This window comes from Mycobacterium sp. ML4 (genome assembly GCF_054515735.1).
In genome coordinates this window covers 98,196-122,769 of record NZ_JBTNSY010000013.1, presented here as the reverse complement: position 1 = coordinate 122,769, position 24,574 = coordinate 98,196, and the positions used below count along the sequence as shown (strand labels likewise).

At 68.6% G+C, this 24,574-nt stretch carries 20 protein-coding genes, 1 tRNA gene and 3 pseudogenes; 20 read left to right on the top strand and 4 right to left on the bottom strand.

Translation table 11 applies throughout. The features are described from left to right. Positions 1–23 precede the first annotated feature (23 nt). The 17 genes from ACX9NE_RS16500 to ACX9NE_RS16420 all read left to right on the top strand — a co-directional run bounded on the left by ACX9NE_RS16500 (position 24) and on the right by ACX9NE_RS16420 (position 20,139). Complete coding sequence (locus ACX9NE_RS16500) at positions 24–1,688, top strand: PE family protein (protein ID WP_459362408.1); 1,665 nt, start codon at positions 24–26, stop codon at positions 1,686–1,688. Between the two features lie 190 nt (positions 1,689–1,878). Next, positions 1,879–3,534 carry a PE family protein gene (locus ACX9NE_RS16495; protein ID WP_459362409.1) on the top strand — a complete coding sequence of 552 codons (1,656 nt, stop codon included), beginning with the start codon at positions 1,879–1,881 and terminating at the stop codon, positions 3,532–3,534. 288 nt (positions 3,535–3,822) lie between these two features. Further along, positions 3,823–5,337 carry a UDP-N-acetylmuramoyl-L-alanyl-D-glutamate--2,6-diaminopimelate ligase gene (locus ACX9NE_RS16490; RefSeq protein WP_459362495.1) on the top strand — a complete coding sequence of 505 codons (1,515 nt, stop codon included), beginning with the start codon at positions 3,823–3,825 and terminating at the stop codon, positions 5,335–5,337. Next, complete coding sequence (locus tag ACX9NE_RS16485; protein WP_459362410.1) at positions 5,334–6,839, top strand: UDP-N-acetylmuramoyl-tripeptide--D-alanyl-D-alanine ligase; 1,506 nt, start codon at positions 5,334–5,336, stop codon at positions 6,837–6,839. Before ACX9NE_RS16490 ends, ACX9NE_RS16485 begins: the two co-directional genes overlap by 4 nt. Continuing rightward, complete coding sequence (mraY, locus tag ACX9NE_RS16480) at positions 6,836–7,915, top strand: phospho-N-acetylmuramoyl-pentapeptide-transferase (RefSeq protein ID WP_459362412.1); 1,080 nt, start codon at positions 6,836–6,838, stop codon at positions 7,913–7,915. Before ACX9NE_RS16485 ends, mraY begins: the two co-directional genes overlap by 4 nt. Before the next feature lies 1 nt (position 7,916). After that, positions 7,917–9,368: a UDP-N-acetylmuramoyl-L-alanine--D-glutamate ligase gene (murD, locus tag ACX9NE_RS16475; protein WP_459362413.1), complete on the top strand. Its 1,452-nt coding sequence runs from the start codon at positions 7,917–7,919 to the stop codon at positions 9,366–9,368. Between the two features lie 4 nt (positions 9,369–9,372). Further along, entirely contained in the window at positions 9,373–10,932 is a 1,560-nt protein-coding gene (gene ftsW / locus ACX9NE_RS16470; protein WP_459362414.1) for a putative lipid II flippase FtsW, read from the top strand. Then, positions 10,929–12,107: an undecaprenyldiphospho-muramoylpentapeptide beta-N-acetylglucosaminyltransferase gene (murG, locus tag ACX9NE_RS16465; RefSeq protein ID WP_459362415.1), complete on the top strand. Its 1,179-nt coding sequence runs from the start codon at positions 10,929–10,931 to the stop codon at positions 12,105–12,107. The genes ftsW and murG overlap by 4 nt, the downstream gene beginning before the upstream one ends. Further along, a complete protein-coding gene (gene murC / locus ACX9NE_RS16460; RefSeq protein WP_459362416.1) occupies positions 12,104–13,558 on the top strand; it encodes a UDP-N-acetylmuramate--L-alanine ligase in 1,455 nt (484 codons plus the stop codon). Before murG ends, murC begins: the two co-directional genes overlap by 4 nt. A gap of 29 nt (positions 13,559–13,587) precedes the next feature. After that, positions 13,588–14,520, top strand: a complete 933-nt coding sequence (locus tag ACX9NE_RS16455; RefSeq protein WP_459362496.1) for a cell division protein FtsQ/DivIB — start codon at positions 13,588–13,590, stop codon at positions 14,518–14,520. Between the two features lie 245 nt (positions 14,521–14,765). After that, on the top strand, positions 14,766–15,905 hold the full coding sequence (gene ftsZ, locus ACX9NE_RS16450; RefSeq protein WP_459362417.1) for a cell division protein FtsZ: 1,140 nt from the start codon (positions 14,766–14,768) through the stop codon (positions 15,903–15,905). A gap of 100 nt (positions 15,906–16,005) precedes the next feature. Beyond that, positions 16,006–16,713 (top strand): peptidoglycan editing factor PgeF, encoded by a 708-nt coding sequence (gene pgeF / locus ACX9NE_RS16445; RefSeq protein WP_459362418.1) that lies wholly within the window; start codon positions 16,006–16,008, stop codon positions 16,711–16,713. 5 nt (positions 16,714–16,718) lie between these two features. Next, on the top strand, positions 16,719–17,495 hold the full coding sequence (locus ACX9NE_RS16440; protein ID WP_459362497.1) for a YggS family pyridoxal phosphate-dependent enzyme: 777 nt from the start codon (positions 16,719–16,721) through the stop codon (positions 17,493–17,495). A 64-nt stretch (positions 17,496–17,559) separates the two neighbouring features. Then, positions 17,560–18,228 carry a cell division protein SepF gene (locus ACX9NE_RS16435; protein WP_459362419.1) on the top strand — a complete coding sequence of 223 codons (669 nt, stop codon included), beginning with the start codon at positions 17,560–17,562 and terminating at the stop codon, positions 18,226–18,228. 169 nt (positions 18,229–18,397) lie between these two features. Beyond that, positions 18,398–18,688: a YggT family protein gene (locus ACX9NE_RS16430; RefSeq protein ID WP_459362420.1), complete on the top strand. Its 291-nt coding sequence runs from the start codon at positions 18,398–18,400 to the stop codon at positions 18,686–18,688. A gap of 257 nt (positions 18,689–18,945) precedes the next feature. Further along, a complete protein-coding gene (gene wag31 / locus ACX9NE_RS16425; protein ID WP_459362421.1) occupies positions 18,946–19,743 on the top strand; it encodes a DivIVA-like cell division protein Wag31 in 798 nt (265 codons plus the stop codon). 93 nt (positions 19,744–19,836) lie between these two features. Next, complete coding sequence (locus ACX9NE_RS16420; RefSeq protein ID WP_459362422.1) at positions 19,837–20,139, top strand: hypothetical protein; 303 nt, start codon at positions 19,837–19,839, stop codon at positions 20,137–20,139. A gap of 7 nt (positions 20,140–20,146) precedes the next feature. On the opposite strand, the pseudogene ACX9NE_RS16415 reads toward ACX9NE_RS16420, so the two are convergent. The 4 genes and pseudogenes from ACX9NE_RS16415 to ACX9NE_RS16400 all read right to left on the bottom strand — a co-directional run. After that, positions 20,147–20,839 (bottom strand): annotated as a pseudogene (locus tag ACX9NE_RS16415) (phosphoribosyltransferase); the annotation flags it as partial. Between the two features lie 232 nt (positions 20,840–21,071). Next, positions 21,072–21,359: pseudogene (locus ACX9NE_RS16410) on the bottom strand (type II toxin-antitoxin system VapC family toxin); the annotation flags it as partial. Then, positions 21,350–21,628 (bottom strand): annotated as a pseudogene (locus tag ACX9NE_RS16405) (type II toxin-antitoxin system Phd/YefM family antitoxin); the annotation flags it as partial. The pseudogenes ACX9NE_RS16410 and ACX9NE_RS16405, both read right to left, overlap by 10 nt. 64 nt (positions 21,629–21,692) lie before the next feature. Next, positions 21,693–21,778: transfer RNA gene (locus tag ACX9NE_RS16400), tRNA-Leu, on the bottom strand. 102 nt (positions 21,779–21,880) lie between these two features. Here ACX9NE_RS16400 and ACX9NE_RS16395 point away from each other — a divergent pair. The 3 genes from ACX9NE_RS16395 to ACX9NE_RS16385 all read left to right on the top strand — a co-directional run bounded on the left by ACX9NE_RS16395 (position 21,881) and on the right by ACX9NE_RS16385 (position 24,572). Further along, on the top strand, positions 21,881–23,257 hold the full coding sequence (locus ACX9NE_RS16395; RefSeq protein WP_459362423.1) for a M20/M25/M40 family metallo-hydrolase: 1,377 nt from the start codon (positions 21,881–21,883) through the stop codon (positions 23,255–23,257). Positions 23,258–23,276: 19 nt separating this feature from the next. Continuing rightward, positions 23,277–23,804, top strand: coding sequence for a YbhB/YbcL family Raf kinase inhibitor-like protein (locus ACX9NE_RS16390; protein WP_459362424.1), 528 nt, complete (start codon positions 23,277–23,279; stop codon positions 23,802–23,804). Between the two features lie 120 nt (positions 23,805–23,924). Continuing rightward, complete coding sequence (locus ACX9NE_RS16385; RefSeq protein WP_459362425.1) at positions 23,925–24,572, top strand: response regulator transcription factor; 648 nt, start codon at positions 23,925–23,927, stop codon at positions 24,570–24,572. The last annotated feature ends 2 nt before the right edge of the window (positions 24,573–24,574 follow it).

Here is a 24,574-nt window from a genome sequence, read left to right as displayed (position 1 = left end):
CGCGATCGATTACGAGGTATTCGATGTCGTTTGTCGTTGGTATTCCGGAACTGCTGGACGTCGCGGCCCGCGCGGTCGGCGGCATCGGCACGTCGCTGGGCAGCGCGAACCAAGCCGTCGCAGCGTCCACAACCGAGATCCTGTCGGCCGGAGCCGACGAGGTATCGCAGTCGATCAGCGCGCTGTTCGGCAATTACGCACTGCAATATCAGTCATTGAGCGCTCAGGCTGCTGATTTCCATCGAAGTTTCGTGCAGACGTTGAATGCCGCCGGGGGGGCGTACGCAGCGGCCGAGATGGCCAACGCGTCGTCATTGCAGGCAGTGGCCGGCAACATTCTGGATCGGGTCAACGCCCCCACTCAGGCACTGTTGGGACGCCCGCTCATCGGCAACGGCGCGAATGGGACGGCCGCCAGTCCCAACGGTGGTGCGGGCGGGATTTTGCTTGGCAACGGGGGTGATGGCTTCAGCTTCACTACCGGTGATAAACCTCGCGATGGCGGCAGTGGCGGTGCCGCAGGGTTGATCGGCAACGGCGGAACGGGCGGCAACGGTCGCGCGGGTGGGATCGGCGGCGCCGGCGGCAATGGGGGTTGGCTGATCGGCAGCGGCGGTGCCGGCGGCGGCGGCGGTCAGGCGCTGGGTAGTGGAGCAGTCGGCGGCGCCGGCGGGGCCGGCGGCGGCGCCCCCTTGATCGGTTGGGGTGGAAACGGCGGGGTAGGTGGTCAATCCAACTTCGGCGCTGGCGGGGCCGGCGGCAACGGCGGTGCCGGCGGACGACTCGTAGCAATAGGCGGCGCCGGTGGTGCCGGGGGCGCCGGCCTCGACAGCGGCGGGGCCGGGGGTAACGGCGGCAGTGCCAGCGGTCTGCTCGTGGGCATGGGTGGTGTCGGCGGCGCCGGCGGGTCCGGGGCCGTGCTGCAAGGTGGCGCCGGCGGCGTTGGAGGCGCCGGCGGAGGTCTCCTTTTCGGAATCGGCGGTTCAGGTGGAGCCGGCGGTGCCGCGCTCACAACCAACACCGGCGTGGGAGGGACCGGGGGCACCGGCGGTGTCGCCAGCGCGTTGATCGGCTATGCCCAGGGCGGTGCCGGCGGCACGGGTGGCGCCGGCACCCTCACCGGCGGCGCCGCCGGTCAGGGCGGTATCGGCGCTACGGTTCTCGGTATCGGGGTAGGGGGTGCGGGCAATGGAGGAGGCGACGCAGGCGCCGTCGCTGGCGTCGCTGGTGCGGGTGGCACGGGCGGTGTCGGTGCCGCCGTCGTGGGCCTTGGTGTCGGCGGTGCCGGCGGTGTCGGCGGTTCCGGTCTCAACGGGTCGGGTGGCGTCGGCGGTTCGGGCGGCCAGGGCATCGTTGTCTCCGGCGTAAGCGTCGGCGGTCTGGGCGGCGCTGGTGGCGCCAGCATTTTCGGAGGCGGCGGTGACGGCGGAGCCGGCGGTGACGCGGGGGGGCTGCTCGCCTTCGGGTTCGGCGGTGACGGCGGCAACGCCGGCAACGGCGTCGGGCCTGCCGACGGCGGCAATGGCGGAAGCGTCGGTGCCGTATCCGACGGCTCTTTTGTCCGTGGATTCTTCGGCAACGGCGGTAACGGCGGCAATGGCGACAGCGGCATCAACGGTGGTAACGGCGGCGTCGGCGGCAGCGGCGGCTTGATCCTGGGCACCAGCGGCACGAATGGATCGCCATAGCCGCACCGCGCTGCGGTTTCGCCGTGGCGTGCTGTCCTTCGGGACACGGCATGCTACGGCTCGGCGAGTTGAGCACCGTGACGCAGGGTGGTCAGTTGTCTGCGTGAAGACATTTTCCGATCGTCACTTATCAGTCCACGTCGACGGTGCATACTGGCTCGGACCACACGGGCCGAACAGGAGGCATGTGATGTCCTTTGTCATTGCTGCTCCGGACGTGCTGGGAACCGCGGCGCAGCAGATGGCGGGTATCGGGAGGGCACTGGGTGACGCGAATGCCGTTGCGGCGGCATCCACTACCGGATTGCTCTCAGCCGGGGCCGACGACATATCGCAGGCGGTTTCCGCGCTTTTCAGCGATCACGCCCTGCAATATCAATCGCTGAGCGCGCAGGCCGCAGAATTTCATCAGCGATTGCTGCGGACGCTGAATGCGGCCGTTGGCGCATACGCGGCGACGGAAGCGGCTAATGCGTCGCCTTTGCAAACGCTGACCGACGACATCTTGAATTGGATCAACGCCCCCACACAAGCGTTGTTCAAACGTCCGTTGATCGGCGACGGCGCGAATGGGACGGCCGCGAGTCCCAACGGAGGTCCCGGCGGCATTCTGTTCGGCAACGGAGGCAATGGTTTCAGCTTCACCAGCGGCACGGTCAGTGAACCAGGCGGTAACGGCGGTTCCGCCGGGCTCATCGGGACGGGCGGAGCGGGCGGCAACGGCTACCTGGGTGGGTCCGGTGGGTTTGGCGGCAGCGGTGGTTGGCTGGTCGGTAACGGTGGCGCTGGTGGCAACGGCGGGTCGGTGTCGGCTCTTGATGCAAGAGGTGGTGCCGGCGGGGCCGGCGGCTACGCCACATTCGCCGGTTCGGGCGGTAACGGTGGGGCCGGCGGCGAATCTGCCCAGGGAACCGGCGGCGCCGGCGGCACCGGAGGTGCCGGCGGAACGCTTGCTGCGGTCGGCGGCACCGGTGGGCACGGTGGGTACGGCCTGGTTCGAGGCGGCACCGGTGGTACCGGCGGAGCCGGTAGCGGTCTGCTTTTCGGGCTGGGCGGTGTTGGCGGGACTGGTGGGTCGAGCCCGGCAACGGGTGGTGCAGGTGGCGGAGGCGGCGCCGGCGCCGCTACCTTCTTCGCACTCGGTGGCGCGGGCGGAGCGGGTAGTGCGGCCAGTGGCGTTGCCGGTGTCGGCGGGGACGGTGGAAACGGCGGTGTCAGCGGCGCGTTCCTCGGCTACGCGCAGGGCGGCGCCAGTGGTGTCGGTGGCTTCGGTTCGGTTATCGGCGGCTCGAGCGGTCTCGGCGGTACCGGTGTCGCCATCGTGGGTGTGGGTGTCGGCGGCGCCGGCAGCGTCGGTGGCGCCTCTGACGCCGTCAGCGGTCTTGGGGGCGGTGGCGGTCTCGGGGGCACCGGCGCCGCGGTCGCGGGATGGGGCATCGGCGGAATGGGCGGTGCGGGTGCTTCTGCCGTCAACGGATTGGGTGGAGCCGGTGGCATGGGCGGGCAGGGCATCGCCGGCGCCGGACTCGGCACCGGCGGCACCGGTGGCACGGGCGGCGGCAGTACAGCCGGAAATGTCGGCCGGGGCGGTGGCGGCGGCAACGGCGGTGGCGTGTTCTGCATCGGAGTCGGCGGCAACGGCGGCAATGCAGGCGCCGGGCCCGGGGCTGCCGCCGGCGGTGACGGCGGATTCGTCGGCGCGGAAATCTCTGATTCCATTCCCTTCGTCCCGACGTTTTTCGGCTTCGGCGGCAACGGCGGCAACGGCGCCAACGGCGGGCCCGGCGGCATGGGCGGCAGTGGCGGCCTGATTGCCGGCCCCGCCGGGAAGAACGGCGCGCCATAGCCGCCTGATGCACCGGGTAAGACCACCCCCCACCCAGGTCGGCGGCTCACCCTGCGTGGTGGCTCTCACTTGACCGCCGCCGTCGGTGTCGTCGGTGCTGACTTGCGGCGACGGCCGGTGCGGCCCACCAACCGGGGCAGGGCTGATCGGCAGTCGCCGCCGTCGTGCCCGGGCGCGGCTTTCGCGCGTCACACCGCTCGGTCTGGGTAGGGTGTCTAGGCCGATCATGGCGATCTCTTAAACATCTGCGGTCGGACGGAGGTGGTGCCAGTGGCGGAGCCGACGCCCATGGGATTACGCCCCCGTACCGTTGCGGGCCAGCCGTTGGTCGCGCTGGCTGCGCAGATCGCGGCGACAGCGGCCTCCGGCGTCATCTCTGAGGTGCAGGTGACCGGCGTGACGCTGCGCGCCCAGGACGTCCAACCCGGTGATCTGTTCGCCGCGCTGCCCGGCGCGACCACGCACGGCGCCCGGCATGCCGGTGATGCCATCGAGCGCGGCGCCGTTGCGGTGCTCACCGACGCGGACGGCGTCGCCGTGATGGGGGCGCAGGCGCAAAAGGTGCCGGTCGTGGTGCACCCGGCACCGCGCAGCGTGCTGGGTGGGCTTGCCGCCACCGTGTACGGCCGCCCGTCGGATCGGGTCACGATTGTCGGAATCACCGGGACATCGGGCAAGACCACCACGACGTATCTGGTCGAAGCGGGTCTGCGGGCCGGCGGTCGGGTCGCGGGTCTGGTCGGCACCATCGGCATCCGCATCGACGGTGTCGACATCCCCAGTACGCTGACCACCCCGGAGGCCCCGGCACTGCAGGCGATGTTCGCGGCGATGGCCGAGCGCGGGGTCGACACGGTCGTGATGGAAGTGTCGAGTCACGCGCTGGCCCTGGGCCGGGTGGACGGCACCGAGTTCGCCGTCGGCGGTTTCACCAACCTCTCGCGTGACCACCTGGATTTTCATCAGACCATGGCGGACTACTTCGAGGCCAAGGCGCTGCTGTTCGACCCCGCTTCGGCACTGCGCGCCCGCACGGTCGTCGTCTGCGTCGACGACGACGCCGGTCGTGCGATGGCGGCGCGGGCCGGTGACGCGATCACCGTCAGCGTCACCGGCCAACCAGCGCACTGGCGTGCCGCCGACATCACGACCACCGGACCGGCGAGCCAGGAGTTCACCGCCGTCGATCCCGCGGGGACCAAGCACCGCATCGGCATAAACCTGCCGGGGCACTACAATATCGCCAATTGCCTTGTCGCCCTGGCGATTCTGGATACGGTCGGGGTTTCTCCCGCGCAGGCGGCGCCTGGTCTTCGGCAAACCCGGGTGCCCGGGCGGCTCGAGCAGGTGGACCGCGGCCAGGACTTTCTCGCCCTGGTCGACTACGCGCACAAACCGGGCGCGTTGCGCGCGGTGCTGTCCACGCTGGCGCAATCCGATCGGCGCCTGGCCGTGGTGTTCGGCGCCGGCGGCGACCGCGACCCGGGCAAGCGGGCGCCGATGGGTGCGGTGGCCGCCGAACTCGCCGACTTGGTCGTCGTCACCGACGACAACCCGCGTAGCGAGAATCCTGCCGCCATTCGGCGCGAGATCCTCTCCGGGGCAGCCGAAGTGGGATCCAAAGCCGAGCTGGTCGAGATCGCCGACCGGCGGGCGGCGATCCGGCACGCTGTCGCCTGGGCCGGCCCCGGTGACGTGATACTCATCGCGGGCAAAGGTCATGAGACCGGTCAGCGCGGCGCCGGCGAGGTGCGTCCGTTCGATGACCGGGTGGAACTGGCGCACGCTCTGGAGACGCGATGATCGACCTGACCGTGGCCGAGATCGCCGACATCGTCGGCGGCACGCTCGCCGACATCACCCCGAAGCGGGCCGCGGCCACCCGCGTCACCGGAACGGTGGAATTCGACTCGCGGGCAGTCGGTCCGGGCGGGCTGTTCCTCGCGCTGCCGGGTGCACGCGCGGATGGTCATGACCATGCGGCCTCAGCGGTGGCCGCCGGTGCGGTAGCGGTGCTGGCCGCCCGCCCGGTCGGGGTGCCGGCGATCGTGGTGAAGCCGCAGGCGGCGGCCGACGACCGGGCTTCGGTGCTCGAGCACGACGCCGACGGCTCGGGTGCGGCGGTGCTGGCCGCGCTGGCGAGGCTCGCCAGGGCCGTGGCCGCCGACCTGGTGGCCGGTGGGCTGAGGATCATCGGGATCACCGGCTCGTCGGGCAAGACGTCGACCAAGGACCTGGTGGCCGCGGTGCTGCGGCCGCTGGGTGAGGTGGTGGCGCCGCCGGGTTCGTTCAACAACGAGCTGGGTCATCCCTGGACGGTGCTGCGGGCGACGCGTGACACCGACTTCCTCATCCTGGAGATGTCGGCGCGCCACCCCGGCAACATCGCCGCACTGGCCGACATCGCGACCCCCTCGATCGGCGTCGTGTTGAATGTCGGCACCGCCCACCTGGGCGAATTCGGCTCGCGCGAGATGATCGCTCGAACCAAATCCGAACTGCCGCAATCCGTTCCGTCGTCCGGGGTGGTGATTCTCAACGTTGACGACCCGATGGTGGCCGCCATGGCCGACGTGACGGCGGCCAGGGTGGTCCGGGTGAGTCGCAATGCCGGCGACGTGTGGGCCGGGCCGGTGTCGCTCGATGGGTTGGCCAGGCCGCAGTTCACCCTGCACGCCGGTGCTGACGAGGCCGAGGTTCGGCTCGGGGTGTACGGCGACCATCAGGTCAGCAACGCACTTTGCGCGGCCGCGGTCGCACTCGAGTGTGGTGCAGGCATCGGGCAGATCGCGGCGGCGCTCGACGCGGCCGGCCCGGTGTCGGGCCACCGCATGCACGTCAGCACCCGCGCCGACGGCGTCACCGTCATCGACGACGCGTACAACGCCAACCCGGACTCGATGCGGGCCGGTTTGCAGGCGCTCGCCTGGATCGCGCACGGGAAGGACCAACCGCGCCGCAGCTGGGCGGTACTGGGTGAGATGGCCGAGCTCGGCTTGGACGCCATAACCGAGCACGACCGCATCGGCCGGCTCGCGGTGCGATTAGATGTGTCTCGACTCGTTGTCGTCGGAACCGGGAGGTCGATGAGCGCCATGCACCAGGGTGCGGTGATGGAGGGCTCGTGGGGCTCCGACGGCGACCGAGGGGCCGTCATGGTGGACGACGCGGCCGCCGCCCTGGCCCTGTTGCGCGCCGAGCTGCAGCCGGGGGACGTGGTGCTTGTCAAGGCGTCCAACTCTGCCGGGTTGGGGGCGCTGGCCGAGGCGTTGGTCGCTGACGACGACGGGAGCGCACGCCGGTGAGGCAGATCCTGATCGCCGTGGCTATCGCGGTGACCGTGTCCATCCTGTTGACGCCGGCGCTGATCCGGCTGTTCACCAGGCAGGGTTTCGGTCACCAGATCCGCGAGGATGGCCCGCCGAGTCACCACAGCAAGCGTGGTACGCCGTCGATGGGTGGGGTCGCGATCCTGGCCGGCATCTGGGCCGGCTACCTGGGCACCCACCTGTTCGGGCTGGTGTTGGACGGCGAGGGCATCACCGCGTCCGGCCTGTTGGTGCTCGGTCTGGCTACCAGCCTGGGCGGGGTGGGCTTCCTCGACGATCTGATCAAGATCCGCAGGTCGCGCAACCTGGGACTGAACAAGACGGCCAAGACGGTCGGACAGATCACCGCCGCGGTGCTGTTCGCGGTGCTGGTGTTGGAGTTCCGCAACGGCGCGGGGCTCACGCCGGGCAGTGCCGACCTGTCCTACGTCCGCGAGATCGCCACCGTCACCTTCGCGCCGGGGATGTTCGTGTTGTTCTGTGTGGTGGTGGTCAGCGCCTGGTCGAACGCGGTGAATTTCACCGATGGCCTGGACGGCCTGGCCGCGGGCTGTATGGCGATGGTGACCGGCGCCTACGTCCTGATCACCTTCTGGCAGTACCGCAACGCCTGCGTCACCGCGCCGGGCCTGGGCTGCTATAACGTGCGCGACCCGTTGGACCTGGCGTTGATCGCGGCGGCCACGGCCGGGGCCTGCATCGGGTTCCTGTGGTGGAATGCCGCGCCGGCAAAGATCTTCATGGGCGATACGGGTTCGCTGGCTTTGGGCGGCATCATCGCCGGGCTGTCGGTGACCAGCCGCACCGAGATTCTGGCGGTAGTGCTGGGCGCGCTGTTCGTCGCCGAGGTCACCTCGGTGGTGGTGCAGATCTTGGCCTTCCGGACCACCGGGCGCCGAGTGTTCCGGATGGCCCCGTTCCATCACCACTTCGAGCTGGGCGGCTGGGCGGAGACCACGGTGATCATCAGGTTCTGGTTGCTGACCGCGATCAGCTGCGGCTTGGGCGTCGCTCTGTTCTACGGTGAGTGGCTCTCCACGATCGGTGCCTGACGTGTTGGAACCCCTGGCGCCGGGTGCGCCCGTCCTGATCGCCGGCGCCCGAGTGACCGGCCGCGCGGTGTTGTCGGCGCTGACCCGATTCGGGGCCGAACCGACGTTGTGTGACGACGACCCGGCGATGCTGGCGCCGCACGCCGCCGGCGGCGTCGCCACCGCCGACCCCGCCATCGCGATCGAGCGGATCGACCGGTACGCGCTGGTGGTGACCAGTCCCGGATTCCAGCCCAGCGCCCCGGTCCTGGCGGCCGCCGCGGCGGCCGGCGTGCCCATATGGGGTGATGTGGAGCTGGCCTGGCGACTGGATGCGGCCGGCCACTACGGGTCCGCGAGGCGGTGGCTGGTCGTGACCGGAACCAACGGAAAGACGACCACCACCTCGATGCTGCACGACATGCTGATCGCCGGCGGGTTACGCAGCCGGCTGTGCGGAAACATCGGCGACCCGGTGCTCGACGTGCTGGACCAGCCGTCCGAGGTGCTGGCCGTCGAGCTCTCCAGCTTTCAGCTGCACTGGGCGCCCTCGCTGCGGCCCGAGGTGGGTGTGGTGCTCAACATCGCCGAAGATCACCTGGACTGGCACCACACCATGGCCGCCTACACCGCAGCCAAGGCCCGGGTCCTCACCGGCCGGGTGGCCGTCGTCGGCCTGGACGACGCGCGGGCCGCGGCGTTGCGCGACACCGCGCCGGCCTCGGTGCGAGTGGGCTTCCGGCTCGGAGAACCCGCGCCCGGAGAGCTCGGCGTGCGTGATGGGCAGCTGGTCGACCGTGCTTTTGCCGCGGACCTGCCGCTGCTGCCGGTGACGTCGATACCGGTGCCGGGCCCGGTCGGAGTGCTCAATACGCTGGCCGCAGCGGCGCTGGCCCGTGCGGTCGGCGTGGCCCCCGAGGCGATCGCCTCGGCCATCGCCTCATTCCGGCCGGGGCGGCATCGCGGTGAAGTGGTGGCCGTCGCGGACGGCATCACCTACGTCGACGATTCCAAGGCCACCAACCCGCACGCCGCGCGGGAATCCGCGCTGGCCTATCCGCGCGTGGTGTGGTTGGCCGGTGGCCTGCTCAAGGGCGCATCCCTGGACGCCGAAGTGACCCGCATCGCATCCCACCTGGTCGGAGCCGTGCTTTTCGGGCGAGATCGTGCCGTGGTTGCTGAGGCGTTATCGCGACACGCGCCGGATGTCCCTGTCGTACAGGTTGTTACAGGCGAGGATGTTGGGATGTATGCGACTGATGTGATTTCTGTTACTGATGTGACGGAAGTGAACAACGGTATCGATGACGTCGGGACCCGCGTGATGGCCGCGGCCGTCGCCGCGGCGCGCCGGATGGCCCGCCCCGGTGACGCCGTGCTGCTCGCGCCGGCCGGCGCGTCATTCGACCAGTTCAGCGGGTACGCCGCACGAGGTGACGCCTTCGCGGCGGCCGTGCGCTCCGCGGTTCGGTAGGCGGGTGGGTAGCGGTTTGACCCGGCTGCTGCGCCGGGACAAGGGGGAGCCGTCCGCCGAGGTGACGGAGGCGCAGGACAGCCCCGCGACAGAGGGGTCGGCCACCGGCGAGAAACCCGATCAACCCAAGAACGCGTTACGCATGTCCCGCACCACCTTCGGTGCCTGGCTTGGTCGGCCGATGACGTCGTTCCATCTGATCATGGCGGTGACCGCGCTGCTGACGTCGCTGGGGCTGATCATGGTGCTGTCGGCATCGGGTGTGCACTCCTACGGCAATGACGGCTCCGCCTGGATCATCTTCGGTAAGCAGGTGCTCTGGACGGTCGTCGGACTCGTCGCCTGCTACGCAGGATTGCGGATGTCGATCCGATTCATCCGTCGCGTGGCCTTCACCAGCTACGCGGTCACCATCATCCTGCTGGTGCTGGTGCTCATTCCCGGAATCGGCAACCTCGCCAACGGGTCTCGCAAGTGGTTCGTGATCGCGGGATTCTCCATGCAGCCGTCCGAGCTGGCCAAGATCGCGTTCGCGATCTGGGGCGCCCACCTGTTGGCGGCCCGGCGCCTGGAGCGGGCCTCGCTGCGCGAAATGCTCATCCCGTTGGTGCCCGCGGCGCTCATCGCGCTCGGGCTGATCGTGGCCCAGCCTGACCTCGGCCAGACCGTGTCGCTGGGCATCATCCTGCTCGGTCTGCTGTGGTACGCCGGGCTGCCCCTGCGAGTTTTCGTGAGCTCGCTTGGTGCGGTGTTCGCCGCCGGCGCGGTCCTGGCGATGTCCGCGGGCTACCGCTCCGACCGGGTCCGGTCCTGGCTGGACCCGGAGGACGACCCGATGGACACCGGTTACCAGGCCCGGCAGGCCAAATACGCGTTGGCTCACGGCGGCATCTTCGGTGACGGCCTGGGCCAGGGTGTGGCGAAGTGGAACTATCTGCCCAATGCCCACAACGACTTCATCTTTGCGATCATCGGTGAAGAGCTGGGGCTTGTCGGGGCCGTGGGACTGCTGGGGCTGTTCGGTTTGTTCGCCTACACCGGCATGCGCATCGCGCGCCGGTCGGCCGATCCGTTCCTGCGCCTGCTCACCGCCACGACGACGTTGTGGGTGCTCGGGCAGGCGTTCATCAACATCGGCTACGTGATCGGTCTGCTTCCCGTCACCGGCTTGCAGCTGCCACTCATATCGGCCGGCGGGACCTCGACGGCGGCAACTCTTTTCATGATCGGCATCATGGCCAACGCGGCCCGGCACGAACCCGAGGCGGTGGCCGCTCTGCGCGCCGGGCGCGACGATAAAGTGAACCGGCTGCTGCGGTTGCCGCTGCCGGAGCCGTACGTGCCGACTCGGCTCGAGTCGTTCCGCGATCGCAAGCGCCCGCAACCGCGGCCGGCGCCCAAGCCACCGCGTCGCGCCGCGCCACAGAAGGCGCTACCGCGTGCCGGTCGCCGGTCCGCGGGTGGTCGACAGGTGCGCGAGAGGCATCATGGATCTGGCCAGCAGTATGCGGGCCGGCGCCGCACCCGGCGCGTCGGTGCATTGGAAGGTCAGCGTTACGGGTGAACGACAAGCTCAGGCAGTCAGCCGGCGGGCAAGGGGCAGTTCCCCTGCCCGCCGGTGGTGCGTTCTCGGTCGTGCTGGCCGGCGGCGGGACAGCCGGACACGTGGAACCCGCGATGGCGGTCGCGGACGCGCTGACCGCACTGGACCCCGGCATCAGAATCACCGCCCTGGGTACAGCGCGCGGGCTGGAGACCCGGTTGGTACCTGAGCGCGGCTATGACCTGGAGTTGATCACGCCGGTGCCCTTGCCGCGCAAACCCAGCGGCGACTTGGCCCGGTTGCCACCGCGGATTTGGCGTGCCGTTCGGGAGACCCGGGCGGTGTTCGACAAGGTCGACGCCGACGTCGTCGTCGGTTTCGGCGGCTACGTGGCCCTGCCGGCGTATCTGGCATCCCGCAGGCCCGGTCGCCGGCGCATCCCGGTGGTGATCCACGAAGCCAATGCCCGGGCCGGGCTGGCCAACCGGGTGGGCGCCCGGTACGCGGACCGCATCCTGTCCGCGGTGCCCGGTTCAGGACTGCGGCGCGCCGAGGTGGTAGGGGTGCCGGTGCGGGCCACGATCACCACACTCGATCGCACCGCCCTGCGCACCCAGGCGCGGGCCCACTTCGGCTTCGCCGACGATGCGCGCGTGCTGCTCGTGTTCGGCGGCTCCCAAGGTGCGGTGTCGTTGAACCGCGCCGTCTCCGGCGCGGCAGCCGATCTCGCCGCGGCCGGAGTGTCGGTGCTGCATGCGCACGGTCCCAAGAACACGCTCGAACTGCGCACGCCGGGTCCCGGTGATCCACCGTACGTCGCGGTGCCCTATCTGGACCGGATGGACCTCGCCTACTCCGCCGCCGACATGGTGATCTGCCGGTCCGGAGCGATGACGGTGGCCGAGGTGTCGGCCGTCGGGCTGCCGGCGATCTACGTGCCGCTCCCGATCGGCAACGGCGAGCAGCGGCTCAATGCACTGCCGGTGGTCAACGCGGGCGGCGGCATGATCGTCGCCGACGCCGTGCTGAGCCCGGAACTGGTGGCACACGAGGTGTCCGGATTGCTCACCAACCCGCCGCGGCTGGCAGCGATGACGGCGGCGGCGGCCCGCGTCGGCCACCGCGACGCCGCAGAGCAGGTCGCCATGGCGGCGCTGGAGGTCGCCCGGCGGACACCGGCCGGAGGGCGCCGGTGAGCGCTGAACAGCTGCCGCCGGAGCTGCAGCGGGTACACATGGTGGGTATCGGCGGTGCCGGCATGTCCGGCATCGCCCGCATCCTGCTCGACCGCGGCGCGCTGGTGTCCGGGTCGGATGCCAAGGAGTCGCGCGGGGTGCATGCGCTGCGAGCCCGCGGTGCGCTGATCCGCATAGGGCACGACGCGTCGGCGCTGGATCTGCTGCCCGGCGGTGTCACCGCCGTCATCACCACCCATGCCGCAATTCCCAAAACCAATCCGGAGCTGGTGGAAGCCCGCCGCCGCGGCATTCCGGTGGTATTGAGGCCGGTGGTGCTGGCCAAGTTGATGGCCGGACGCACCACGTTGATGGTCACCGGCACCCACGGGAAGACCACGACAACGTCGATGCTCATCGTGGCGCTGCAGCACTGCGGGCGCGACCCGTCTTTCGCTGTGGGGGGCGAGCTGGGGGAGGCCGGTACCAACGCGCACCACGGCAGCGGCAATTATTTCGTCGCCGAGGCCGACGAGAGCGACGGCACATTGCTGGAGTACACGCCCGACGTCGCGGTTGTGACCAACATCGAGTCCGACCACCTGGATTTCTACGGCAGCACCGACGCCTACGTCGGCGTGTTCGATTCCTTCGTCGAGCAGCTCGCGCCCGGCGGTGCGCTGGTGGTGTGCACCGACGACCCGGGTGCGGCAGCTCTCGCCGAGCGCACGGACGCACTGGGAATACGGGTGCTGCGGTACGGGTCGGGGGAAGGCCGGTTGGCAGCCAGGTTGGTGTCCTGGGAGCAACGCGGCACCACAGCCGTCGCGCACATCGAACTGGCCGGGGAGTCCCGGCAGCGGGCGATCCGGTTGTCGGTACCCGGACGGCACATGGCCCTCAACGCGCTGGGCGCGCTGTTGGCCGCCACCGAGACCGGGGCCCCCGTCGACGAGGTACTCGACGGGCTGGCGGGCTTCGAAGGCGTGCGGCGGCGCTTCGAACTGGTCGGCACCGCCGATTCGGTCCGGGTGTTCGACGACTACGCCCATCATCCGACTGAGATCGGGGCCACCCTGGCGGCGGTGCGTTCGATCGTCCAGCAGCGCGGCGGCGGTCGCTCACTCGTCGTGTTCCAGCCCCATTTGTATTCGCGGACAAAGGCTTTCGCAGAGGAGTTCGGCCGCGCGCTGGACGGCGCCGACGAGGTGTTCGTGCTTGACGTCTACGGCGCCCGGGAGCAACCGCTGGCCGGCATCAGCGGAGCCACCGTCGCCGAGCATGTCAGCGTGCCGGTGCACTACCTGTCAGACTTCTCGGCGGTGCCCGACGCGGTCGCCGCCGCGGCCGCACCCGGCGACGTCATCGTCACCATGGGTGCAGGCGACGTCACGCTGCTGGGCCCTGAGATCGTGACCGCACTGCGGGTAAGGGCAAACCGCGGCGCACCCGGCCGGGAAGTGCCGCAGTGAGCGAACCCGACGAAGGCCGGCCCACCGACCTGGCCGAGGAAGCGGCAGACCCCGGCGGCACCGGCGAAGCGGCCACCGAACCGATCGCCACCGGCGCCGCATCCGAGCCCGCCCCGAAGGCCGCCGAAGAAGAGGACTTCGAAGGGCCGCGCCGGCGGGCCCGGCGGGAGCGCGCGGAGCGCCGGGCCGCCCAGGCCCGCGCCATGGCGATCGAGCAGGCGCGCCGCGAGGCCAAGCGGCGCGCCAAAGGGACTGTGCTGCCGGGGTCCCACGCCCCGAAGAAGCCGGCGCGCGGGGTCGTTCGAGGTCTGAAGATGTTGCTGGCCACGGTGCTGCTGGTGGTAATCGGGATCGCACTGGGGCTGGTCCTCTACTTCACACCGGCGATGTCGGCGCGCACCGTCGTGGTCACCGGCACCGGTGTGGTCACCCGCGAGGAAGTGCTCGACGCCGCGCAGGTGCGCATCGGGACGCCATTGCTGCAGATCAACACCACCCAGGTCGCCGACCGGGTCGCCGCGATCCGGCGGGTGGCCAGCGCGCGGGTACAGCGGCAGTATCCGTCCGCGCTGCGCATCACGATCGTCGAGCGAACACCCGTGGTGGTCAAGGATTTTCCGGACGGACCACATCTGTTCGACCGCGACGGCGTCGACTTCGCGACGGACCCGCCGCCGCCCGCGGTGCCGTACATCGATGTGGACAACCCCGGGCCCAGCGATCCGGCGACGCTGGCCGCACTGAAGGTGTTGAGCACGTTGCGTCCCGAGGTCGCCGACCAGGTCGGCCGCATCGCGGCGCCCTCGGTGTCCTCGATCACGCTGACGCTGACCGACGGCCGGGTGGTGATCTGGGGAACCACCGACCGTGCGGCGGAGAAGGCCGAGAAGCTCGCCGCGCTGCTGACTCAGCCCGGACGCACCTACGACGTGTCCACCCCGGACCTGCCGACGGTCAAGTAGCGCGAGCAGACACAAACTCGCCCATTTCAAGCGGAATTTCGGCGACTTTGCGTCTGCTCACGCGAGAAAAAACCGTGCCGCGTGTCGGCGCGCCTGCACGGCTGGCGCCCGTCGTACCCATACGGTTCTGGTTACACGGAACTACTTGACATAACTCTAACTCTATGGTTGAGGTTGAGGGTTTTGCAAGAAGACACACCGCACGCAGACCAGGGAACTGAGCCCCTCAGGGAGGAAGACGAATGATGACCCCCCCACACAACTACCTGGCCGTCATCAAGGTCGTTGGCATCGGTGGTGGCGGCGTCAACGCCGTCAACCGAATGATCGAGCAAGGCCTCAAGGGCGTGGAGTTCATCGCGATCAACACCGACGCGCAGGCGCTGTTGATGAGCGATGCCGACGTCAAACTCGACGTGGGCCGCGATTCGACACGCGGACTCGGGGCCGGCGCCGACCCGGACGTCGGGAAGAAGGCCGCAGAAGACGCGAAGGAAGAGATCGAGGAACTGCTGCGCGGCGCCGACATGGTCTTCGTCACCGCGGGTGAGGGCGGCGGCACCGGCACGGGCGGGGCGCCGGTGGTGGCGAGTATCGCCCGCAAACTGGGGGCGCTGACCGTCGGCGTCGTCACCCGGCCGTTCTCCTTCGAAGGCAAGCGGCGCAGCAACCAGGCCGAGAACGGCATCGCAGCGCTGCGGGAAAGCTGCGACACCCTGATCGTGATCCCCAACGACCGGTTGCTACAGATGGGCGATGCGGCGGTGTCGCTGATGGATGCCTTCCGCAGCGCCGACGAGGTGCTGCTCAACGGTGTCCAGGGCATCACCGATCTGATCACCACTCCGGGGCTGATCAATGTCGACTTCGCCGACGTCAAGGGCATCATGTCCGGCGCGGGCACCGCCCTGATGGGTATCGGTTCGGCCCGCGGCGAGGGACGGTCGCTCAAGGCCGCCGAGATCGCGATCAACTCGCCGCTGCTTGAAGCTTCGATGGAAGGCGCACAGGGGGTGCTGATGTCCATCGCCGGCGGCAGCGACCTGGGATTGTTCGAGATCAACGAAGCCGCCTCGCTGGTGCAGGACGCCGCTCACCAGGACGCGAACATCATTTTCGGCACCGTGATCGACGACTCGCTCGGTGACGAGGTGCGCGTCACCGTGATCGCGGCGGGCTTCGACGCCGGACCCGGCCGTAAAGCCGTCAGCGGTACCGAGACCGGTGGCGCTCATCGCATCGAGACGGCCAAGGCAGGCAAGCTCACCTCGACGTTGTTCGAGCCGGTAGACGCCGTCAGCGTGCCGCTGCACACCAACGGCGCCACGTTAAGCATCGGTGGCGACGATGACGACGTCGATGTGCCGCCCTTCATGCGGCGCTGAGGTCTCAATTTACTTGCCGCTGCGCGACAAACCGGCCTCGAAACATCATGGCCCGACGTCGATGCGGCGTGGCAGGCGACAGGATCCAGATACTGAAGACGTGAGCGTTCGTATCCGGCGGGTGACCACCACCCGGGCGGGCGGCGTGTCGAAGCCGCCGTTCGACACTTTCAATCTCGGCGACCACGTCGGTGACGACGCGGCCGCCGTGCGCGCCAACCGGTCGCGGCTGGCCAAGGCCGTCGGCCTGCCGCTGGACCGTGTGGTCTGGATGAATCAGGTGCACGGCACCCACGTCCGGGTGGTCGACGGACCGCTGCCGGGGCCGCTGCATGCCACCGACGGAATGGTTACTGCGACAACGCGATTGGCGTTGGCCGTGGTGACGGCCGATTGTGTGCCGGTGTTACTCGCCGACGCGCGCGCCGGTGTCGTCGGCGCGGTGCATGCCGGTCGCGTCGGCGCGCAGCACGGCGTGGTGGCCCGTGCGGTCGAGGCGATGCTGGAGCTCGGTGCGCGGGCCGGCGACATGTCTGCGCTGCTGGGCCCGGCGGTCAGCGGTCGCAACTACGAGGTGCCTGATGCCATGGCCGCGGAGGTCGAAGCCGCATTGCCCGGCAGCCGGACCAAGACCGCCGCGGGCACTTGCGGCCTCGATCTTCGCGCCGGTATCTCCAGGCAGCTCGGTGAGTTGGGGGTGACGGCCATCGAGGTCGACCCGCGCTGCACCGTGGCCGACCGTGCGCTGTTCAGTCACCGGCGCGACGCGCCGACCGGCCGGCTGGCGTCGCTGGTGTGGATGGAATGACCACGATGACGGCGGAGGATGTGGCACAGAGTGAGCGCCAATCGGAATTGACCCGCGCGTTCGCGTCGGTGCGGGCGCGACTGGCGGCGGCCGCCGAGGCGGCCGGGCGCAATGTCGCAGAGATCGAGCTGCTGCCGATCACCAAGTTCTTCCCGGCCACCGACGTGGCGATTCTGGCCCGGCTCGGATGCCGGGCGGTCGGCGAATCGCGGGAGCAGGAAGCCTCGGCGAAGGTGGTCGAGGTCGCGAGGTTGCTGGCGGAGTCCCCGGACGGGGGATCGCGCGACATGCAGTGGCATATGGTCGGGCAGATCCAGCGCAAGAAGGCCCGCGCGCTGGCACGCTGGGCCCACACCGCCCACTCGATCGACAGCGCCCCGCTGGTGACCGCGCTGGAGCGGGCGGTCGTTGCCGCACTGGCCGAGCGTCGCCGCAGCATTCCCCTGCGGGTCTACGTGCAGGTCAGCCTCGACGGTGATGCCTCGCGCGGCGGAGTCGACATCGCAGACCCCGCGGCGGTGGATCGGATATGTGCACAGGTGGAGCGGGCCGAGGGTCTGGAACTGGTCGGGTTGATGGGCGTTCCGCCGCTGGATTGGGATCCGGAACGGGCCTTTGACCGGCTGCAATCCGAGCACTGCCGGGTGCGTGCGGCATTCCCGGATGCGGTGGGGCTATCAGCGGGGATGTCCCACGACTTCGAGATCGCCGTCAAACATGGATCGACGTGTGTGCGTGTCGGTACCGCGCTATTGGGTCAACGGCGGTTACGGTCACCGTGAATAGTCACTCGAGTCACACCTTCATCACAGACAACATATATCCCAGGTTAGAAGGGGTCGCACGATGAGCACACTGCACAAGGTCAAGGCCTACTTCGGTATGGCTCCGATGGAGGATTACGACGACGAGTATTACGACGACCGGACGCCGTCCCGGGGTTATTCACGGCCCCGATTCGAAGACGATTACGGGCGATATGAGGGTCGTGATCGCGAATACGACGAGCCCCGCCGGGACCCCCGCGCTGACCTGCGCCCCGAGATGCCCGCCGACTATCCGCCGCCGAGCAGCTACCGCGGCGGTTATCCCGACGACTCGCGCTTCCAGCCGCGCGAATTCGACCGGCCCGACATGGCACGGCCGCGGCTGGGCTCATGGCTGCGGGGCTCCACCCGCGGTGCGCTGGCGATGGACCCGCGCCGCATGGCGATGATGTTCGAGGACGGCCACCCGCTGTCGAAGATCACCACCCTGCGGCCCAAGGACTACAGCGAGGCGCGCACCATCGGTGAGCGGTTCCGCGACGGGACGCCGGTCATCATGGACCTGGTGTCGATGGACAACGCCGACGCCAAGCGCCTGGTCGACTTCGCCGCCGGCCTGGCGTTCGCGCTGCGCGGTTCGTTCGACAAGGTGGCGACCAAGGTGTTCCTACTGTCGCCGGCCGACGTGGACGTCTCTCCAGAGGAGCGTCGCCGCATCGCCGAAACCGGTTTCTACGCTTACCAATAGGCGAAATCTCCGCTGCACAGCCCGGTAGGTCACCGGCTGGCCGACCGAGCTGAGCGCATGCCGGCCGTCCCTTGAGATGTGTGCGCTGCGGTCGGGTCGGTAGGCTTGCTGTTGCCGCCGCGGCGGCGACGGACATCCCTCTCTCCTCATCGTTAAGGTCGGGCTCTCGTTGGTGCTGTTTTTTCAGATCCTTGGGTTTGCGCTGTTCACGTTCTGGCTGCTGCTCATCGCGCGCGTCGTCATCGAGTGGATCCGCTCGTTCAGCCGGGACTGGCGGCCCACGGGTGTCACCGTGGTGATCCTGGAGGTCATCATGTCGATCACCGATCCACCGGTGAAGTTGCTGCGCCGCTTGATCCCCCAGATCACCATCGGCGCCGTCCGCTTGGACCTTTCGATCCTGGTGTTGTTGCTCGTGGCATTCATCGGCATGCAGCTGGCGTTCAGCGCTGCGGCGTAGCGGCCGCATGACACGGAGCAAAGGTAGCTAGGAGACGGTTCGGCCACGATTCGGCGACAACTGTGATGCGCGTGATTTTTCTCATCTAAGAAATGTGATTTATTTGCCTTAGAGATTGAAATTGCTCCTTATTTATTAGTCCAATCGGCGACCGCCGAGTCAGGTGTGACAGGATGGTCGGCAGTTGCCAGACGGCTGCCGCACCGTTTTAGACTCACCAGATCGCTTGACCGTCCAGGAACTTGAGGGGACAAAGAATGCCGCTTACACCTGCCGACGTCCACAATGTGGCGTTCAGTAAGCCGCCGATCGGCAAACGCGGGTACAACGAAGATGAGGTTGACGCCTTCCTCGACCTGGTGGAAAACGAGCTGACCCGGCTGATCGAGGAGAACTCCGATCTGCGTCAGCGCATCGCCGAGTTGGATCAGGAATTGGCCGCCGCCGGGGGCGGCGGCGCGGCGGCGCCGACCGTTGCGCAGCCGATTCCGTCGTTCGAGCCCGAGCCCGAGCCGGTCAAGCCCGCGCCGGTCGCGGCTCCGGCGGCACCGACGGGCACCAACGAGGAACAGGCGATGAAGGCCGCCCGGGTGCTCAGCCTGGCGCAGGACACCGCTGACCGGTTGACCAGCACCGCCAAGGCCGAGGCGGACAAGATGCTGTCCGACGCGCGCGCCAACGCGGACCAGATCCTCAGTGAGGCTCGCCACACGGCCGAGACCACGGTCGCGGAGGCTCGCCAGCGCGCCGATGCCATGCTCGCCGACGCCACCTCGCGGTCGGAGACCCAGCTGCGCCAGGCGCAGGAGAAGGCCGACGCCTTGCAGGCCGACGCCGAGCGTAAGCACTCCGAGATCATGGGGACCATCAACCAGCAACGCACGGTGCTGGAGGGCCGACTCGAGCAGTTGCGGACCTTCGAACGCGAATACCGGACCCGGCTCAAGACCTACCTGGAATCCCAGCTCGAGGAGCTTGGTCAGCGGGGGTCAGCGGCACCGGTCGATTCCAGCGCGGACGCGGGCGGTTTCGACCAGTTCAATCGCGGGAACTAGTCAGCGGGTGCCGGACACGCTCCGAGCTGGACCTCGGGCGCCCGCGGCCCTGGTAGGTTTGGCAGTCGCACCGAGGCGGCCGGAGGATGCTTGATGCTGATCATTGCGCTCGTACTAGCCCTCATCGGGCTCGTCGCGCTGGTGTTCGCGGTCGTCACCAGCAACGAGTTGGTGGCGTGGGTGTGTATCGGGGCCAGCGTGCTGGGCGTGATTCTGCTGATCATCGATGCGGTTCGAGAGCGTCAGCAGCGCGACGCGGGCACCGCGGACGAGACGGAGGAGGACGACGGCGAGCCCCTGGACGCTGTCGACTATCCGGAAGACGCTGACATCGCCGAAGACTCTGCTGCCGAGCCCGGCGAAGAACCCGCGGTCGACGAGAGTTCCAAGAAGTAGCGTCGCGTCAGCGGCGCGGGATGTCGCCGGCCGGTGTAGCGAGCAACGTGCGCACCTCGTCGTCGGTGACCTGGCTAAAGTCCGCATAGACCTGGCCGACGGCATCGAAGTCCACCGGCATGGTTGCGCACACCACGTCGTCGGCTTCGGCCGCGAGTTGCCGGCAAGCTGAGCGGGGTCCGACCGGCACCGCGACGACGACCGACCGCGGTCCGGCGGCGCGCACCGCCCGTACGGCGGCCAACATGCTCGCGCCGGTGGCGATGCCGTCGTCGACCAGCACCACGGTTTTGCCGTGCGGGTCGGTTTCGGGCCGCCCGCCCCGGTATGCCTGTTCGCGCCGCCGCAGCTCCGTCGTCTCGCTCTCGATGACCTTGCGTACCTCGTCTTCGCCGATGTGCAGGCTGGACACGACGTCGTTGTTCATCACCACCCTGCCGCCGCTGGCCAAAGCGCCCATCGCCAGCTCCGGCCAGCGGGGGACACCGAGTTTGCGGACCAGAAACACATCGAGTTCGGCGCCCAGAGCGGCGGCGACTTCCCAGGCGACGGGTACGCCGCCGCGGGCCAGCCCCAGCACGAGCAGGTCGGGTTGACCGCAGTAGGAAGCCAGCTGCTGGGCCAGCACACGACCGGCTTCACGCCGGTCGCGGTACCTGCGGGTCGGCGTCCGCCGCAGAAAGCCCCTGGGTGGGGTCCTCGATGGAGTCATGTCACGCTCCCGACTGCAGACACTGTCCAGCCTGCACTCAGGAGAACCGGGCTGCAACCACGGCGTTCAGACTGCCGTGTGGGCGGTGATGGGTCGGGGAAGACCGCCGTCAGCGCGGACTCACCTCCAGAGTGTCCGAGGGGACGGGTCCTGACCTGCGCATCGGTATCTCATCGGCGTCCGTGCTGGGGTGGACCCAGTCTGATGTTGCGGGTTCGGATCAGGGGTCGAGATGAGCGGGGGCGACTCGGCAGCCGGCGGCTTGGGCTCCGGCGTGCAGGCGTCGGTCCGACACGGCGACGATCAGGCCGGGTTCACCGATAGCCAGCGCGCTGGCCAAATGAACAGCGTCGGCTCCGCGCAATGCATGGGCGCGGGCAAGGCGACCGGCGTGCTGTTCAACCGTCGTGGTGAGTTCGACGGGGCGGGTGGCGGCCCAAAAGTCATCCCAGTCACGCTCGGCAGCGGCGAGTTCGGATTCAGTCAGGTCGTGATTGCGGGCTGCCGCGCGGTGGCCTTGCCAATCACGCCTTCGGCCGTGAGACGCTTCGAGGTACCTGCGCTGTCCAGCGCAGCGAGTCGCGCGACCGGAATCCCGCGGTCGGTGATGACGACTTCACCACCAGCCCGAGCTCGATCGAGCCAATCGCTGAGGTGCGCGCGCAACTCGCTCACGGATACCTCCAGACGGTGAACTGTACATTCACCGAACCGTGATTTGTACATTTCACTGCTGAGCGCGGCAACGGCGACTGAGAGGTTGACCTGCGCAAGCCGGGGGCAGAACACCCAACGACCTCATTCGCGCTCTGTCACCTATGACGCGAGGCGTCACAATCTGTGTCCGAGGGGGGACTTGAACCCCCACGCCCATTAGTAGGGCACTAGCACCTCAAGCTAGCGCGTCTGCCATTCCGCCACTCGGACCAGGCCAATCACATGAGTTGGCAGCTAAGGCTATCGGATCGTTTCGTACCTTCCCAATCGGGCTCGACGACGATGCCGCGGGTCGCCTGGACTTGCAGACCAGTGGTAGGAAAGGTGACTGTGACCCGAGCGACGGCGGCTGATGCGAGTAACCCCACAGATCCGGCCGATGAGGTGGCCGAAACCGTCAGTGCGCTGATTCGTTTCGACACCAGCAACACCGGCGAACTCGAGACCACCAAAGGCGAGGCCGACTGTGCCCGGTGGATTGCGGAACAACTCGCGGAGGTCGGTTATGAGACCGAATACGTCGAGTCGGGAGCCCCTGGGCGGGGCAATGTGTTCGCCCGCCTGCCCGGCGCGGACCGCACCCGCGGAGCGTTGATGATCCACGGCCATCTCGACGTGGTGCCCGCTGAACCGGCGGATTGGAGTGTGCATCCGTTCTCCGGCGCCATCGAGGATGGCTACGTCTGGGGCCGCGGCGCGGTCGATATGAAAGACATGGTCGGCATGACACTGGTATTAGCCCGCCATTTCCGGCGCGCGGGCATCGTGCCGCCGCGCGACCTGGTGTTCGCCTTTGTCGCCGATGAGGAGCACGGCGGCAAGTACGGCGCGCAGTGGCTGGTCGACAACCGGCCGGATCTGTTCGACGGGGTCACCGAAGCGATCGGTGAGGTGGGTGGTTTCTCGCTGACGGTGCCGCGCCACGACGGCGGCGAGCGGCGGCTGTATCTGATCGAGACGGCGGAGAAGGGCATCCAGTGGATGCGGCTGACCGCACGTGGACGCGCGGGGCACGGGTCGATGGTGCACGACAACAATGCCGTCACCGCCGTCGCCGAAGCCGTGGCCCGCCTCGGTCGTCACCAGTTCCCGCTGGTGTGCACCGACACCGTCGCTCAGTTCCTGGCAGCCGTCAGCGAGGAGACGGGTCTGACGTTCGACGTCGACTCGCCCGACCTGGACGGGATGATCGACAAGCTGGGTCCGATGGCCCGGATGCTCAAAGCCGTGCTGCACGACACCGCCAACCCGACCATGCTCAAGGCGGGCTACAAAGCCAATGTGGTTCCGGCGACCGCCGAGGCGGTGATCGACTGCCGTGTGTTGCCGGGCCGGCTGGCGGCGTTCGAAGCGGAGGTGGACGCGCTGCTCGGCCCGGACGTGACCAGGGAATGGATCAGAAGCCTGAGCTCGTATGAGACGTCGTTCGACGGCGACCTGGTGGACGCGATGAACGCCGCAGTGCTGGCGCTGGACCCGGGTGCCCGCACGGTGCCCTACATGCTGTCCGGCGGCACGGACGCAAAGGCGTTCATGCGCTTGGGAATTCGCTGCTTCGGCTTCAGTCCGCTGCGGCTCCCTCCGGACCTGGACTTCACGTCGCTGTTCCATGGCGTCGACGAGCGGGTACCCATCGACGCGCTGCGGTTCGGCACCGCGGTACTGGCGCACTTTCTCACCCACTGCTGATCACACGAGAGGACCGACTATGACAGTGCCCGATCCCTATGACGCGTTGCCCAAGCTGCCGTCGTTCACCCTGACCTCCGAGTCGATCACTGACGGGCAACCGCTGTCCAACCCGCAGGTCAGCGGGATCATGGGTGCCGGTGGCAAGGACGTCAGCCCGCAGCTGAGCTGGTCGGGCTTCCCGGCCGAGACTCGCAGCTTCGCGGTCACGGTCTACGACCCCGACGCCCCTACGGCCTCCGGATTCTGGCATTGGGCGGTGGCCAACCTGCCCGCCGACGTCACCGAGTTGCCCGCCGGCGCGGGCGACGGCTCTGAGCTGCCGGGTGGCGCGCTCACGCTGGCCAACGATGCGGGGCAGCGTCGTTACATCGGGGCCGCGCCGCCTCCCGGCCACGGGCCGCACCGCTACTACGTCGCCGTGCACGCGGTCGATGTCGACACATTGGACCTGCCGGAGGACGCCACCCCCGCTTACCTGGGCTTCAACCTGTTCCAGCACGCGATCGCCCGGGCGGTCATTCACGCGACCTACGAGCAGACGTAGGCGCGGTGCAAGGCGTGCTCGCGGAATTGCCGCGCAAAGCGGTCACGGCAGCAACAATGAGCAGGAGCCCGGCCGCCAGCCGCGCTCAGCGGGCCTCGCCAACAGCGCTTGGAGCAGTCAATGACCAATTCCGCCGACCGAGTCACCGTCGTCGTCGCTGAAGACCACCCGGTCATGCGGAATGGCGTCGTCCGAGCGCTGAAGTCCAGCGGTCGAGTGGAGGTCGTCGCCCAGGTCGGCGACGGTCGTGCCGCGCTGGAAGCCATCCGGCGATTCCGGCCCGCGGTCGCGCTTCTCGACTACAAGATGCCCGAGATGGACGGCATCGAGGTCACTCATGCGGTAGTCCGCGACGGCTTGCCGACGAGCGTGCTGCTGCTGAGCGCCTTCGACGACAGCCCGGTGGTCTATAAGGCCTTGGCCGAAGGCGCCTCGGGTTTTTTGACCAAGGAAGCCGACAACGACGAGATCGTGAACGCGGTGATGACGTGCGCAGAGGGTCACACGTACCTGCCGGCGGCGGTAGCCGGCGGATTGGCCGGTGAAGTCAAGAGGCGCGGTAGGGGAACGACGACGTCTCTCACCGAGCGCGAGACCCAGGTGATCACGATGATGGCCGACGGGTTGTCGGTGCCGCAGATCGCAGCACGACTTCATTTGGCACGCAGCACTATCAAGACGCACGTGCAGACCTTGTACGAGAAACTTGGTGTTTCCGATCGGGGAGCGGCCGTCGCCGAGGCGATGCGGCGTCGATTGCTCGAATGATA

What these genes read in the sequence shown, in the direction of transcription:
- ACX9NE_RS16490 (WP_459362495.1), top strand. Translation starts at nt 3,823, where the DNA reads ATGGGATTACGCCCCCGTACCGTTGCGGGCCAGCCGTTGGTCGCGCTG.
- ACX9NE_RS16385 (WP_459362425.1), top strand. Translation starts at nt 23,925, where the DNA reads ATGACCAATTCCGCCGACCGAGTCACCGTCGTCGTCGCTGAAGACCAC.
- ACX9NE_RS16390 (WP_459362424.1), top strand. Translation starts at nt 23,277, where the DNA reads ATGACAGTGCCCGATCCCTATGACGCGTTGCCCAAGCTGCCGTCGTTC.
- ACX9NE_RS16435 (WP_459362419.1), top strand. Translation starts at nt 17,560, where the DNA reads ATGAGCACACTGCACAAGGTCAAGGCCTACTTCGGTATGGCTCCGATG.
- ACX9NE_RS16440 (WP_459362497.1), top strand. Translation starts at nt 16,719, where the DNA reads ATGACGGCGGAGGATGTGGCACAGAGTGAGCGCCAATCGGAATTGACC.
- ACX9NE_RS16495 (WP_459362409.1), top strand. Translation starts at nt 1,879, where the DNA reads ATGTCCTTTGTCATTGCTGCTCCGGACGTGCTGGGAACCGCGGCGCAG.
- wag31 (WP_459362421.1), top strand. Translation starts at nt 18,946, where the DNA reads ATGCCGCTTACACCTGCCGACGTCCACAATGTGGCGTTCAGTAAGCCG.
- ftsZ (WP_459362417.1), top strand. Translation starts at nt 14,766, where the DNA reads ATGACCCCCCCACACAACTACCTGGCCGTCATCAAGGTCGTTGGCATC.
- ACX9NE_RS16420 (WP_459362422.1), top strand. Translation starts at nt 19,837, where the DNA reads ATGCTGATCATTGCGCTCGTACTAGCCCTCATCGGGCTCGTCGCGCTG.
- ACX9NE_RS16485 (WP_459362410.1), top strand. Translation starts at nt 5,334, where the DNA reads ATGATCGACCTGACCGTGGCCGAGATCGCCGACATCGTCGGCGGCACG.
- ACX9NE_RS16500 (WP_459362408.1), top strand. Translation starts at nt 24, where the DNA reads ATGTCGTTTGTCGTTGGTATTCCGGAACTGCTGGACGTCGCGGCCCGC.